Source organism: Lentzea sp. NPDC051213, from assembly GCF_044455585.1.
GTDB lineage: Bacteria > Actinomycetota > Actinomycetes > Mycobacteriales > Pseudonocardiaceae > Lentzea.
Map to the genome: position 1 here is coordinate 327,679 of NZ_JBITEX010000006.1, position 13,328 is coordinate 341,006.

General features: G+C 69.8%; 11 protein-coding genes. 6 read left to right on the plus strand and 5 right to left on the minus strand.

Features of this window, described 5'->3' with window-relative positions; genetic code table 11:
• Nucleotides 1–47: 47 nt before the first annotated feature.
• Nucleotides 48–1,673 carry a 3-hydroxyacyl-CoA dehydrogenase family protein gene (locus ACIA8G_RS27450; RefSeq protein WP_396421539.1) on the minus strand — a complete coding sequence of 542 codons (1,626 nt, stop codon included), beginning with the start codon at nucleotides 1,671–1,673 and terminating at the stop codon, nucleotides 48–50.
• Nucleotides 1,674–1,884: 211 nt separating this feature from the next.
• Nucleotides 1,885–3,204, minus strand: coding sequence for a crotonyl-CoA carboxylase/reductase (ccrA, locus tag ACIA8G_RS27455; protein ID WP_396421767.1), 1,320 nt, complete (start codon nucleotides 3,202–3,204; stop codon nucleotides 1,885–1,887).
• Between the two features lie 169 nt (nucleotides 3,205–3,373).
• On the opposite strand from ccrA, the gene ACIA8G_RS27460 reads away from it, so the two are divergent.
• Entirely contained in the window at nucleotides 3,374–4,402 is a 1,029-nt protein-coding gene (locus ACIA8G_RS27460; protein WP_396421540.1) for a 3-oxoacyl-ACP synthase III family protein, read from the plus strand.
• Nucleotides 4,403–4,464: 62 nt separating this feature from the next.
• Here ACIA8G_RS27460 and ACIA8G_RS27465 read toward each other — a convergent pair whose 3' ends face one another.
• Together ACIA8G_RS27465 and ACIA8G_RS27470 are read right to left on the minus strand one after the other, a co-directional pair.
• Nucleotides 4,465–6,030 (minus strand): MFS transporter, encoded by a 1,566-nt coding sequence (locus ACIA8G_RS27465; protein WP_396421541.1) that lies wholly within the window; start codon nucleotides 6,028–6,030, stop codon nucleotides 4,465–4,467.
• 35 nt (nucleotides 6,031–6,065) lie between these two features.
• Entirely contained in the window at nucleotides 6,066–6,386 is a 321-nt protein-coding gene (locus tag ACIA8G_RS27470; RefSeq protein ID WP_396421542.1) for a cupin domain-containing protein, read from the minus strand.
• A 162-nt stretch (nucleotides 6,387–6,548) separates the two neighbouring features.
• Between ACIA8G_RS27470 and ACIA8G_RS27475 the strand changes: the two genes are divergently transcribed.
• From ACIA8G_RS27475 to ACIA8G_RS27485, 3 genes are all read left to right on the plus strand, one after another.
• Nucleotides 6,549–6,923: a cupin domain-containing protein gene (locus ACIA8G_RS27475; protein ID WP_396421543.1), complete on the plus strand. Its 375-nt coding sequence runs from the start codon at nucleotides 6,549–6,551 to the stop codon at nucleotides 6,921–6,923.
• Nucleotides 6,924–6,995: 72 nt separating this feature from the next.
• Nucleotides 6,996–8,198: a cytochrome P450 gene (locus tag ACIA8G_RS27480; RefSeq protein ID WP_396421544.1), complete on the plus strand. Its 1,203-nt coding sequence runs from the start codon at nucleotides 6,996–6,998 to the stop codon at nucleotides 8,196–8,198.
• Entirely contained in the window at nucleotides 8,195–8,827 is a 633-nt protein-coding gene (locus ACIA8G_RS27485; RefSeq protein WP_396421545.1) for a nuclear transport factor 2 family protein, read from the plus strand. The genes ACIA8G_RS27480 and ACIA8G_RS27485 overlap by 4 nt, the downstream gene beginning before the upstream one ends.
• Nucleotides 8,828–8,880: 53 nt before the next feature.
• Here ACIA8G_RS27485 and ACIA8G_RS27490 read toward each other — a convergent pair whose 3' ends face one another.
• Nucleotides 8,881–11,670 (minus strand): AAA family ATPase, encoded by a 2,790-nt coding sequence (locus tag ACIA8G_RS27490; protein WP_396421546.1) that lies wholly within the window; start codon nucleotides 11,668–11,670, stop codon nucleotides 8,881–8,883.
• Between the two features lie 155 nt (nucleotides 11,671–11,825).
• On the opposite strand from ACIA8G_RS27490, the gene ACIA8G_RS27495 reads away from it, so the two are divergent.
• Both ACIA8G_RS27495 and mca read left to right on the plus strand, forming a co-directional pair.
• Nucleotides 11,826–12,299, plus strand: a complete 474-nt coding sequence (locus ACIA8G_RS27495; protein WP_396421547.1) for a MarR family winged helix-turn-helix transcriptional regulator — start codon at nucleotides 11,826–11,828, stop codon at nucleotides 12,297–12,299.
• 140 nt (nucleotides 12,300–12,439) lie between these two features.
• On the plus strand, nucleotides 12,440–13,318 hold the full coding sequence (mca, locus tag ACIA8G_RS27500) for a mycothiol conjugate amidase Mca (RefSeq protein ID WP_396421548.1): 879 nt from the start codon (nucleotides 12,440–12,442) through the stop codon (nucleotides 13,316–13,318).
• Nucleotides 13,319–13,328: the final 10 nt, after the last annotated feature.

Genomic DNA, 13,328 nt, shown 5'->3' on the forward strand with positions numbered 1-13,328 from the left:
GCGTTCCTCGAGTGGGCTTTGAGCGGATTGAGAGTGGTTCGGCCGACCTACGGGGCCGTGGTGAAGCCCCTGCCGTTCTTCCGGCCGAGCCACCCGGCCGCCACCATCGCCTCGAGCACCGGCGACGGCGCGTGTTCCGCGGTGCCGAACTCCTCGTGCAGCCGCCGCTGAATCGCCAGCGAGACGTCGAGCCCGATGGTGTCGAGCAACTTGAACGGCCCCATGGGATAACCGAAAGCCTGCTCGACGCACCTGTCCACCTCGGCGACCGTCACGTCGCCCGCTTCCAGCAGCCCGATCGCGCGACTGAGGTAAGGGAACAGCAGGAAGTTGACGATGAAGCCGGCCCGGTCGTGACAGTCGACGGAGGTCTTGCCGGTCTGCCGGCAGAACGCGCGGGCGACCGCCGCGGCCTGGTCGCTGGTCGCGTCGGTGCAGGACAGCTCGACGAGCTTCATCGCGGTCGCCGGGTTGAAGAAGTGCAGGCCGACCACCGACTGCGGGCGCTCGGTCGCCGAGGCGCACGTCGTGACGGACAGGCTGGACGTCGTGGTGGCCAGCACGGCGTCCGGCTTGCAGGTGCGATCGAGCGCGGTGAAGACGGCGCGCTTCACCGCGGTGTTCTCGGCCACCGCCTCGATCACGAGATCGCAGTCGGCGAGGGCCTCCATGTCGTCGGTCGCCTCGAACCGGTCGAGTGCCGCCTGCTTGGTCTGCACGCTGATGCGACCGCGGCGGACCGACTTCGTCAGCGAGGCGGTCAGCGTTTCCAGGGCACGGCCAGCCTTGGTGCGGTCACGCGCAACCAGGATCGTGGTCATGCCCGCGGCCGCCGCCACCTCGGCGATGCCGCACGCCATCGTGCCCGCGCCCACCACGCCCACCCGGCGCACCTGGACGTCGAGCGGACTGGCGTCGCGGCCAGGATCCGAGCGGTTGCCCTGGTCGTCGTAGCTGTGCAGCCCGCGCCCGGTCCGCCGGCCGAGGTGGCCCGCGTCGACCAGTGAGCTCAGCAGACCGGTGGGGTGGAACGACTTGTCGCCGGTGCGGTCCATCAGGTCGATCATCAGGTCGTGGGCCGTGTCGAGACCGATGTGGTCGAGCAGCTCCAGCGGGCCGGACGGCAGGCCGCAGCCCAGACGCATGGCCGTGTCGATGTCCTCGCGGCTCGCGTAGCCCTCCTCCAGCAGGGCGGCGGAGCGGTTGAGGTAGCTGAAGACCAGTTCGCGGATGGCGGACGCGGTGGCGGCGCCGATCGTGAGTTCGGTCAGTCCCAGCGACTTCAGCAGCACGGAGGCGCGCCCGGCGGTGGTGGTGGACGTCATCGGGGTGAGCAGCAGCTCCGCCCCGGTGCCCGCCGGTGGGGGCAGCGGCACGCGCAGGCCGACCACGTGGGACGGCCGGCCCGACAGCGCGGCCAGGTGCTCGGCCGACGACGTGGAGATCATCGTCACCAGCAGCGTGTCCAGCGGGCAGATGGCGTCCAGGCGTTGCAGCAGCGCGGCTTTCTCGTGCTGGACGTCCGGCGTGGTGTCGATGACGATGTCGGCCCGCACGAGGGCGTCCAGGTCGTGCTCAGCCGTGATCACCTCATGGTCGGTGCCACGCACCGCGTCGAGCACCCAGTCGTCGTTGCCGCCGATCACGCCGATGACTGTTCGTCGTTCCTCCATAACGCTTCCCCCTGTTGGTACGGCACGTGCCCCGGCACTTCCCTCCGGGGGGAGCGCCCTTGATGTACTGGTTACTCGTGAACTAGCGCTGTGCCCCGGCACTTCCCTCCGGGGGGAGCGCCCTTGATGTACTGGTTACTCGTGAACTAGCGCTGTGCCCCGGCACTTCCCTCCGGGGGGGAGCGCCCTTGATGTACTGGTTACTCGTGAACTAGCACTGCACAGCAAACCTGGTGATCTCAGGCAGCAGCCGGGCCCGCGTCTCGTGGTCCTCCACGCCGAACCCCTCGCCCGGTGAGAGACACAACACCCCGACCTTGCCTGTGTGTTCGTTGCGGTGCACCGCGGCGGTCGCCGCGCCCGCGTCGTCCAATCCGACCACTGTGGACAGAGTGGGGTGGACGAGTCCCTTGCAGATCAGCCTGTTCGCTTCCCACGCCTCGCGGTAGTTGGCGAAGTGGGTGCCGACGATCCGCTTCAGGTTCATCCACAGGTAGCGGTTGTCGTACTCGTGCTGGTAGCCCGACGTGGACGCGCAGGTGACGATGGTGCCGCCGCGGCGCGTGACGAAGACGCTGGCGCCGAACGTGGTCCGGCCGGGGTGCTCCAGCACGATGTCGGGGTCCTCGCCGCCGGTCAGCTCACGGATGCGGGCGCCGAAACGCTTCCACTCCGCGGGGTTCTGCCGGTCGTCGTCCGTCCAGAAGGCGTAGTCCTCCTCGGCGCGGTTGATGACGAGCTCGGCGCCCATGTCCCGGACGATCTGCGCCTTCGCGTCGTTCGACACCACGCAGACCGGGATCGCGCCGCCGTTCAGGGCGAGCTGGGTCGCGTAGGAGCCGAGGCCACCGCCCGCGCCCCAGATCAGCACCACGTCGCCCTGCTTCATGCCGGCACCGTTGCGGGACACCAGCTGCCGGTACGCGGTGGAGTTCACCAGGCCGGAGCAGGCTGCCTCCTCCCACGTGAGGTGGCGGGGCTTCGGCATCAGCTGGTTCGCCTTGACGATCGCGAGCTGGGCGAGGCCGCCGAAGTTCGTTTCGTAGCCCCAGATCCGCTGCTCGGGGTCGAGCATCGTGTCGTTGTGGCCGTCGGGAGACTCGAGCTCCACCGAGAGGCAGTGGCCGACCACCTTGTCGCCGGGACGCCACCTCGTGACGCCAGGACCGGTGCGGAGCACCACGCCGGACAGGTCGGAGCCGAGCACGTGGTAGGGCTGGTCGTGGCGCGCCGCCCACTCGCTGGTGCGGCCGTACCTCTTCAGGAACTTGAAGGTGGACACGGGCTCGAAGAGCGCGCTCCAGACGGTGTTGAAGTTGATCGCGCTCGCCGCGACCGCCACCAGCGCCTCGCCCGGACCGAGCTGCGGCGTCGCGACGTCCTCGACGTGCAGCGACTTCGAGGGGTCCTTGTCGCGGCTCGCCATCCCCTCGAACATGGCGGACTCGTCCTCGCGCACGAGGCAGCCGCGGTAGTGATCGGGCACGGCGAGCGCGGCGAAGTCCTCGTGGCTCGCGGCATCGGACACCATTGCGTCGACAATCTGCTGCACGCTCCGATGTTAACGAGCGAACAATTCGCCGAGGACCCCTAACAGTCGGCCGACCCTTAAGGGGGCGGTGTTGAGGGGTGTCCAGCGGAAATCGGGCAACATAGCCTTCCAGCGGACATATATCCGCGTACGGTCAGGAGGACCTTTGATGGTCGCCGACGAATCCTGCCATTGTGGCTGCGCTCTTGCCACCTGGGCGGAGGGCGATAATCGGAATCCGGTCGGCATCATCGGGTGCGGCAGCTACCTGCCCCCGCGCGTGGTGTCGAACGAGGAGGTGGCCGCGGCGGCCGGGGTGCCGCCCGGCTGGATCGAGGAACGCACAGGCATCCTCAGCAGACGGTTCGCCGACGAGGACCAGGCCGCGTCGGACCTCGCCGCGCACGCGTGCGCCGAGGCGCTGGAGGACGCCGGGATCACGGCGGCCGACGTGTCGGTGATCGTCCTGGCGACGTCGACGCCCGACTCACCGCAGCCGCCGACGGCCTGCGTGCTGCAGCACCGGATCGGCGCGCACGGTGCGGCCGCGTTCGACGTCAACGCCGTGTGCAGCGGGTTCGTCTTCGCGCTGGACGTCGCCCGGCGCATGGTCGCCGACGGCGGGTTCGCGCTCGTGGTCGGCGTCGACGTGTACTCGCGCATCATCGACCCGGCGGACCGGCGCACGGCCGTGCTGTTCGGTGACGGCGCGGGCGCGGTGGTGCTCGGGCCGTCCGCCACCGGCGCGATCCACGGCGTGCGGCTGGCCAGCTTCGGCAGCCACCGCGAGCTGATCGGGGTGCCGGCGGGCGGCAGCCGCATTCCGCCGTCGAAGGAGTCGCTGCTCGCCGGCGAGCACTACTTCCAGATGAACGGCCGGGCGGTGCGGGAATTCGTGAAACAGGAGGTTCCGGGGGCCGTCCACGACTTCATCGGACATCTTCCGGTGCGGGCCGACGCGGTCCGGCATTTCATTCCGCATCAGGCCAACCGAATCATGCTCGGCGAGCTCGCGACGGAGATCGGGTTGCCGAACGCGCGAATGCACGAGACGGTCCGCGAATTCGGGAACACCGGCGCCGCGTCCATTCCGGTCACGCTCGCCGCCGCACGCGGTGAGATCGCACGGGGCGACGACGTGCTGCTGACCGCGTTCGGTGGGGGAATGGCACTCGGCCTCGCGCTGGTGCGTTGGTGAGACGGACGAAGACGACTGCGGGCCGCCGATCGTGGATCGGCGGCCCGCGTTTCGTGCTGTTACTACCGGGCCGGTGCGGCGGCCGCCGGTGCCGCCGCCGCTGCCACGGGGGCGGCCGGAGGCTTGCCGGGCAGCCAGCGCAGCGCGACGAACGCGGCTCCGAGCGAGAAAGCCGTGCAGAGCAGCATCGTCACCTGCATGCCGGACAGGTAGGCGTTGAGCGCCTCGGTGCGCAGCGCCCCGAACGTCGCCGGGTCACCGCCCGCCGCCGTGATCGCGCGGAGCGTGGCACCGAGCGAGCCGGCCGCGGCGTCACGCGACGCCTCCGGCAGAACGTCCACAGTGGACCCGATGGTCGTCCGGTAGACGACGCCGAGCACACTGCCGACGACCGCGACACCGAGCGCGCCCGCGACCTGCCGCACGGTGCCCGACACCGCCTGGCCCGCACCCGCCTTGACCGGCGGCACAACGGACATCAGCGCCGCCGTCGCCGGGGCGGTGATGCAGCCCCAGCCCAGGCCGTAGACGAGCTGGACCGCCGCCAGCACCCAGATGTTCGTGTCGGCGCCGACCACGCTGAACGCGGCGAACGCCACGGCCATCCCGAGCGAACCGCCGATGACGACCGCCTTCGGCCCGAACTTCATGGCGAGCTTCGGGCTGCGCGTCGACATGATCACCGTGCCGACGCCCATGGGCAGCATGAGCAGACCCGCCGTGCGCGGCGAGAACCCGTGCACCGCCTGAAAGTACAGCGAGGTGATGAACAGCGCGCCGATCATCGCGAAGAACGCGAGTGCGATCGACATCGTGCCCGCCGTGAACTTGGTCTCCTTCAACAGCTTCACGTCGAGCGCGGGGGTGGCGATCCGGCGTTCCACGACGACGAGCAGCGCGATGAGCGCGACACCGGCGACGAGCGACCCGATCACGGGCGGCGCGAGCCAGTCGTTGCGCTCGCCGCCGGTGACGATGCCGTACACCAGCGCACCCACGGCGAGGATCGACAGCACCACACCCGCGGGGTCGAACTTGGTGTTCTGCGGGTTGCGGGACTCCGGCACCAGCCAGGCGATCAGCACGACACCGATCACGACCAGCGGCACGTTGATCAGGAAGACCGAACCCCACCAGAACGACTGCAGGAGCAGGCCACCCGCGAGCGGGCCGACGGCGATGGCGACGCCCGCCGCACCCGCCCACGCGCCGATCGCCTTCGGGCGTTCGGCCGGCGGGAAGGCGTTGATCAGGATCGCCAGCGTCACGGTCGGCACGACCGCGGCGCCGACACCCATCACGGCGCGCCAGAGGATCAGCTCGCCGATCGTGCCCGAGTACGCGGCGAACGCCGACGCGACACCGAAGATCACGATGCCCGCGAGCAGGGTCTTCTTGCGGCCGAACCGGTCGGCGCAGACACCGCTCGTGAAGATGAACGCGGCGAACGTGATCAGGTAGGAGTCGAGCGCCCACTGCAGACCAGCGGTCGAGGCGTCCAGGTCGCGCTGAATGGTGTCCAGCGCGACGTTCAGAATGGTCAGGTCCATTACGACGACCAGACCGGTCAGTGCCAGCAGAATGAGGACGGCCTTGCGCCGTCCGGGGCTGAGTTCAGTGTTGGTCATCGCCAGTCCTCGACTGTTCGGTGTGGACATTTCAATCACTCGGTCCACGGCAGGTCGTACACGACCCCGGTGGAGATCATCGTGGCCCGGCCTCCCGGGCTCATGCAGACGAATGCCTCGGTGCCGTGCTCCACGGCGTGGAACTGGCGCTCCGACCCCGCGGGCACGAGCAGTGCCTGGCCGGGCCGCACGACGGTCGTCTCGCCGTCGACGGTGAAGGAGAACGCTCCTGACGTGGGCATCCACACCTGGTCGCGATCGATCGAGTGCGGGGGAGGGGAATGCGGTGACTCCATCCGGATGCGCCACGTGCTCAGCTCGGAGCTGCCCTGGCTCGGCGCCGCGAGCCCGAACATCGTGGCTATCGGTGTGGTGTGAGTACGGGCTGGGCTTTCGCTGACCAACTGCATGTCGTGGCACTTCCTCTGGGTTGCTTCGGTGGTTAGTAAAGCGGGTTGACACAGGTGAGTCAAGCGGGTTTAATCAGACGAGTAAACCGACCTGACACTGGAGTTGAAATGCGTGTTATCAGCGAGACCGAAGAGCGGACGACTCGGACGCCGGCCGGCCTCATGGCAGGTCTCGCGGCCCCGAGCCAGGGCAGCAACCAGATCAGCACGTGGCGTGTCGAGATGGCCGCCGACGTCGACTCGCCGCTGCACCTGATCGACCACGACCAGATCTGGACGTTCATCGCGGGCACCTGGCAGTTCACCGTCGGCGACGAGACGGTGAAGGCCACCGTCGGTCAGACCGTCGTCCTGGAGGCGAACGAGGCCCGCCAGTTCCGCGTCATCGAGGGACCGGGTCAGGCGATCGTCGCCATGCTGCCGAACGGCAAGGCCGGCGCGCCCGGCAGTGACGTTCGCCAGGCGCTGCCCTGGGCTCAGTGAGCGCGTGGGGTCGCCGGCCTCGGTGCCGGCGGCCCCTTTCTCTTCGACCACCACGAACCAGGGGGACCCGCGATGACCGAACTGCCCACGTTCCCGATGGAACGGACGGGGAAGTGCCCGTTCGACCCGCCGCCGCAGTACGGCGAGCTGCGGGACCAGGAACCCATTTCGCGCGTGACGTTGCGCAACGGCGCGCCCGCGTGGCTGATCACCAGCCACGAGCACGTGCGTCAGATCCTCGCCGACCCGAGGGTCAGCTCCGACCGCACGCTGCCTGGCTGCCCCCGGCTGATCCCGGTACCGCCGTCCGTGATGGACCCTAGGTCGCGGCCGCTCATCGCGATGGATCCGCCGGACCACACGGAGCACCGCAGGCACGTCACCGCCGAGTTCACCGTCAAGCGGATCCAGGGCATGCGGCCCCGCATCCAGGAGATCGTGGACGAGCACATCGACAAGATGCTCGCGGGCGGCGGACCGGCCGACCTCATGGAGGCCGTGGCGCGTCCCGTGCCGCTGCTGGTGATCTGCGAGCTGCTCGGCGTGCCCTTCGAGCACCACCGCACGTTCCACCGCATCGGTGACACCATCGTGCACGGCGACAGCACCCCGCAGCAGATCGGCGCCGCGATCGGCGAACTGCGCGCGTTCCTCAACGACCTCATCATCGCCAAGGAGAACGACCCGGGCGACGACCTGCTCAGCAGGCTCGTGGTGCGGTACCAGGAAGCCGGCGAGTACGACCGCGAGCGCGTGATCAGCACGGCGCAGATCCTGCTGAACGCCGGGCACGAGACCACGACGAGCATGATCGGGCTCGGCATCACCGTGCTGCTGGAGAACCCGGACCAGCTCGACTTGCTGCGCAACGACTTCTCGCTCGTTCCGGGAGCCGTGGACGAGCTGATGCGCTACCTGACCGTGGCGGACATGGCGCTCTTCCGCACCGCGACCGAGGACATCGAGATCGGCGGCACCGTGATCCGTGCGGGCGAGGGCCTGATCGCCCTCGGCGCCGCCGCGAACCGCGACGGTTCGGTGTACCCGGACCCGGACACGCTGGACGTGCGGCGAAACCCGCGCCAGCACGTGGGTTTCGGCTACGGCATCCACCAGTGCATCGGGCAGAACCTCGCCCGGCTGGAGCTCGACATCGCGTACACCACGTTGCTGCGCAAGGCTCCCGGGCTGCGTCTCGCCGAGCCGGTGTCCTCGCTGAAGTTCAAGACCGACGGTCTGCTGTTCGGTCTCTACTCGCTGCCGGTGACCTGGTGACTGGTCCCCTTGAGGTGGGGCGGCAGGACACTGCCGCCCCGCTTCTCGACCGCCTCGCGGTGGCCGAGCTCGTGCGGTTCGAACGCGATGCGCGTGACCACGAGCGCTGGGAAGAGATGGCTGCTTCATACGCCCCCGATTCCGTTGTGCACATCAGCTGGTTCCACGGCAGCGGTGCCGAGTTCGTCGAACGGTCCCGCGGCATCGCCCGAAGTGGACTGACCGGGCGGCATCGCCTGTGGCCGTCCTTGGTGCGGAGCAACGGAGATCGAGCGATCGCCGAGACCGACATCGCCGTCGAGCTGCGCCGCCGGGTCGCCGGCGTCGAGGTGGACAACACGGCCTACGCGCGCCTGCTGACCAGAGCGCGGCGCACGCCGGACGGCTGGCGCATCGTGCGGTTCGAGTCGATCTACCAACGCGACGCGCTCGTGCCCGTCATTCCCGGCACGGCGCCGGAGATCCGGCCGGAGGACCTGGAGAAGTACCGGCCGTCCTACCGATTTCTCTCCTACCTGCTGGCGCTCGACGGTCACGAGCTCGCCCAGGACCTGCCGGGCGACGACCGGCCGGAGCTGGCCGCGGCCGTGCGAGGCGAGGCGCTGAAATGGCTCGAAACAGGTCTGTGAAAGGCACTCACCCCGGCGGAGGACCGCCGGGGTTCGCTGCTGCCTCCGCCCGCTCACAGCGCCGGCACCTTCGGCTGTTCGCCGATCACCTCGGCGAGATCCCGCCTGCTCCGCACGTCGAGCTTGCGGTAGATCCTCGTCAGGTGCTGCTCGACCGTGCTGACCGTGAGGTACAGCTTCGTGGCGATCTTGCGGTTGGTGTGGCCCTCCCGCACGAGCAACGCGACCCGTTGCTCGGCGTCGGTGAGACAGTCGAGCGGTGCGGTGCCCCGGCCTGTTCCGTTGGTGGTTGCGACATCCATGCGTCGTCGCGCCGGCTCGGCGGGGACGAGTTCGGCCGGCAGCTCCAGCAGAACGGGCTCCACGCCGCAGAGCTGGGCCTGCCGGTGCGCGCGGTGCGCGAGCAGCTGGGCTTCGCGCAGATCGCCCGACTCGTGGTGGGCCTTGCTCAACGCGGCGAGGGTGTGCGCGAGATCCACGCGATCACCGCACCCCTGCAGCACCCGCACCGACTCGCGCAGCAGGTCGAGGCGCCGCCGTCCGGTCGCGCGCGCGGCGAGCAGCCGCAGGGCGACGCCCCGGTCGCGCGGGCTTCCCGGCCGTGGGCGGGGATGTTCGACCTCGGCGCGCAGCACACGATCCGCGGCCGCGTGGTCGCCGAGGCCGAGGTGCGCCTGCGCGATCCCGATCCGCCACGGCACGATCACGGTCGCGTCCAGCCGCCAGGCCGCCGTCAGCTCACCGCACCGCCGGAAGTCCGCGAGTGCCTCGGCGGCGGCGCCGGTCGCGAGGTGGTACTGACCCCTGGCGCACAGGTAATGGAGTCCGTACGTGGTGCGGAACATGCTCGCCGGCACGGGCACGGCGAGGTACGTCGCCGCTTCCTCGAGCCTGCCCATCGCGGTCGCGGCCTGGACCATCGCGGCGAGCGGCACGCCCACCGTGACGCCCCAGCTCTTCGGGGGCACGAGCGCCAGCGCGGCGTGCGCGCGGCGCTGGGCGGCGACCGGGTCACCGCGCCGCACGGAGATGACGGCCTTGGCGGCGGCGAACAACGCGTGCATGGTGGGGCGCTTGTGGTCCTGGGCCTGCCGCAGCAGCCGGTCGCACCAGCGCGCGGCGCAGTCGAGCCGGTCGGCGTAGATGAGCGCGGCGAGGGCGGCGATGGCGACCGGGCTCGCGGAATCGCGCTGGGCCACGGTTTCCAGGACCTGCTCGATCCGCTCGATGGAGCGATCGGCGTCCTCGACGCCCGCAAGTTCGGGGTAGGTGCACGACAACAGCCAGCGCGTCGTGTCGAGCTCGTCGTCGTGGCCGAGGGCGGTCAGCGCTGCCGCGGCCTCGTCGAGCCTGCCGTGCCAGAGCAGATAACCGATGGCGTCCAACGCTTCCTGGCCCTTGATCCGGCCGGCCCGCACCGAGTCGACCAGGTGGGGCAGATACTGGTGCACCGAGCCGGGATCGACCTGCCACTTCGCCATGGCGAGCGTGCTGATGATCGTCGTGCGGCGCTCGTCGTCCGGCTCGGCGCGCAACGCGAGCTGCAGGAAGCGGATCGCGAGCTTCAAGTCGTTGTCCCGCAACGCCTGGCCCGCCGCCTCCTGGAGCTGGGCCGCCGCGTGCGGAACCGCGGTCGACTCGCCTTCGAGCAGATGCCTCGCGACGGTCGACGCCGACGCGTTCGTCGTGTCGAGCTGCCGGGCGACCGCCACGTGCAGCGACTTGCGCTCGTCGGTCGGCATGCCGTCGATCACCGCGGACCGGACCTCGTCGTGCCGCAACCGGCCGTCGCACACCAGGCCCGCGTCGGTCAGCGTGCCGAGCGCCGCCGTCGTGCCGGCGGCAGGGAGGTCCAGCAGACCGGCGAGCGCGTCGGCGGACACCGCTTCGCCCGCCACGGCCAGCGCGCGGGAGACGCGGGTCGCGACCGGGCCGCAGCGCGCGACGCAGGAGAGCACGGCGTGCCGGAAACCGTCGCCCGCCCGCACCTGGTCGCCGGCGCTCCGGTCGTGCAGCAACGCGTTGAGCAGCAAGGGGTTTCCGCCCGTGAGGCGGACCATGTCGTCGGCGGCCGACGCGTGGCGGCTGGTGCGCTCGCCCGCGAGCTCGGCGACGCCCGCCGGGGAGAGCGTCCTGGTGACGAGGTGCAGGACGTCGGCGGTCTCGGCGATCTCGGCGCGGAACCCGGTGTAGGCGGGCAGAACTTCGGCCGACTCGGTGAGCAGGAGCAGCACGCGCAGCGAGGACAGCCTGCGGGCGAGGTACAGCAGGAAGCACAGGGACGCCGGATCGGCGTGGTTCACGTCGTCGATCTCGATCACGACCGGGCTGCACCCGGCCAGGTGGCGCACCATCGCCAGCACTCCGTGGAGCACCTGGCGCGGTACGGGAGCGCTCTGCGGCGCGTCGCTCATCTCCGCGCTCAGCGCGCCGATCTCCAGCAGCTGGTGCAGCAACTGGGTGCGTTCGCCGCACAGCTCGATGCCCGTGAACAGCTGGCTCAGCACGCCGAACGCGACGTTCTGCTCACCGCGCGACGCGGTGGCCCGGAGCAGCAAGGTGTCTGACATGCCCACCATCGCGCCCGCAGTCCGCAAAAGGGCGGTTTTGCCCGTTCCCGGCGGTCCGCTGATGAGCACCGTGCGGCCGTCGCTCATCAGCGATCGTGTGAATGCGTTCTCTAATTCACCGAGTAAGTCTTCTCGTTCGACAAGGTTCATCGCGAAGTATTTCCCCCATCGCGTGTGGACGCGGCGGCTGCGTCCTTCGTCGCCCCAGAGCACTCGGCTTCGCTCCCCTGGCGGTGCCGATTCCGAAGATGTGCCGAGCGCGAGCGTAGCCATGGTTCGCGGGCCCGGAGGGGATGCTCATGCGATCACAGGGGTCGTTCTCGAGTCATCCACGTGTGTGACGGTGCGTGACTGAAGATTCACGCTTTGGAGGTGTTGGTCACAAAGTGAGTAAAGCGACTTGCCACGACTTGTGTCAATATTGTCAGGTGCACCCCGACGACCCCCTAGCCCGCACCGAGCTGACCTTCGTGCTCGGCATGGCGTTCCAGCTCGTGGTGGCCGAGTTCGTGCGGCGCCTCGACGCTGAGGGCTACGCTGAACTGCGGCCCGCGCATGGAGCGGTGTTCCAGGCTCTGCGCGGCAGGGGTGCGACGAGCACCGAGCTCGCGGAGCGCCTGGGGGTCACGAAACAGGCGGCCGGGCAGATGGTCGCGGACCTCGAACAGCGCGGTTATCTGAGCCGGGTCGACCATCCCGAGGGCGGCCGCCGCCGGCTGGTGGTGCTGACCGGCAAAGCCGACGAACACATGGCCGTGGCCGGACAGGTGCTGTACAAGCTCGAGGCGGAGCTGTCCGCACGGCTGGGCGAGGAAAGCCTGATGGAGCTGCGGGTGGCATTGTCGCGGCTGATTCGCGAACTCGCCGGAACGGATCTGCCGCCGCTGCGCCCCGCGTGGTGAGTGCGTTGACCGCGCGTTTCGAATGACCCTTTAAGGGTCCGCGCCGAGCGCATTCCAGGGGCACCCTAGGGGTGCCGGAATGTGGTGCCGCGAGGTCAGGATGTCCATGAATCGAGCACGGATTCATGGGGGAGTGACTCTTGCGCACGAACGACGACGACAACAGGTTTCGGCTGATGGCCGTGCACGCCCATCCCGACGACGAGTCGAGCAAGGGCGCGGCCGCCATGGCCAAGTACGCGGCGGACGGCGCGCAGGTGCTCGTGGTGACCTGCACCGGCGGCGAACAGGGCGACGTGCTGAACCCGGAGATGGCTCCGGGGCAGCACGACATGGGCTCGTTGCGCCGCGCCGAACTGGCGCGGGCGTGCGAGCTGCTCGGTGTCCGCCACCAGCTCCTCGGGTTCGCCGACTCCGGACTGGCTGAGCAGGCGGACGGGTGCTTCGCCCGGCAGCCGCTCGACGTGGTGACGGCGCCGCTGGTCCGGGTCATGCGTGAGTTCCGGCCGCACGTCGTGCTCGCCTACGACCGCACCGGCGGCTATCCGCACCCGGACCACGTGATGTGCCACCGGGCCGCGGTCGAGGCGTTCGACGCGGCGGGTGACCCCGACCTCTTTCCCGAGCACGGTCCCGCGTGGCTCGCGAGCAAGCTGTACTTCCACGTCGGCCTGCACCCGGCGCGGCTCGCCGCGCTGCTGGACGCCGCGGTGGAGCGCCCGCCGTCGTGGGCGGGTGAGGTCGAGACGCTGCTCGCGCACGACCCGTGGCCCACGTTGCCGGTGACCACCCGCGTCCCGTGCGGCGAGCACTTCGCGACCAAGGAGCGCGCCCTGCGCGCCCACCAGAGCCAGATCGATCCTCGGGGTTTCTGGTTCGTCTTCCCGGCGGACGTGCAACGCGCCGCGTGGCCGACCGAGGACTTCCACCTCGCCCGCACTCGGGTGCACACCGAACTGCCTGAGAACGACCTCTTCGCGGGCATCGCCGAGACGGCCCCGCTGCGGCTCGTCGGCTGAAAGGGACGGA

Excerpts from the sequence above, each read along its gene's own strand:
- ACIA8G_RS27450 (WP_396421539.1), bottom strand. The coding sequence starts at position 1,673 with ATGGAGGAACGACGAACAGTCATCGGCGTGATCGGCGGCAACGACGAC.
- ACIA8G_RS27490 (WP_396421546.1), bottom strand. The coding sequence starts at position 11,670 with ATGGCTACGCTCGCGCTCGGCACATCTTCGGAATCGGCACCGCCAGGG.
- ACIA8G_RS27475 (WP_396421543.1), top strand. The coding sequence starts at position 6,549 with ATGCGTGTTATCAGCGAGACCGAAGAGCGGACGACTCGGACGCCGGCC.
- ccrA (WP_396421767.1), bottom strand. The coding sequence starts at position 3,204 with ATGGTGTCCGATGCCGCGAGCCACGAGGACTTCGCCGCGCTCGCCGTG.
- ACIA8G_RS27480 (WP_396421544.1), top strand. The coding sequence starts at position 6,996 with ATGACCGAACTGCCCACGTTCCCGATGGAACGGACGGGGAAGTGCCCG.
- ACIA8G_RS27470 (WP_396421542.1), bottom strand. The coding sequence starts at position 6,386 with ATGTTCGGGCTCGCGGCGCCGAGCCAGGGCAGCTCCGAGCTGAGCACG.
- ACIA8G_RS27465 (WP_396421541.1), bottom strand. The coding sequence starts at position 6,030 with ATGACCAACACTGAACTCAGCCCCGGACGGCGCAAGGCCGTCCTCATT.
- ACIA8G_RS27460 (WP_396421540.1), top strand. The coding sequence starts at position 3,374 with ATGGTCGCCGACGAATCCTGCCATTGTGGCTGCGCTCTTGCCACCTGG.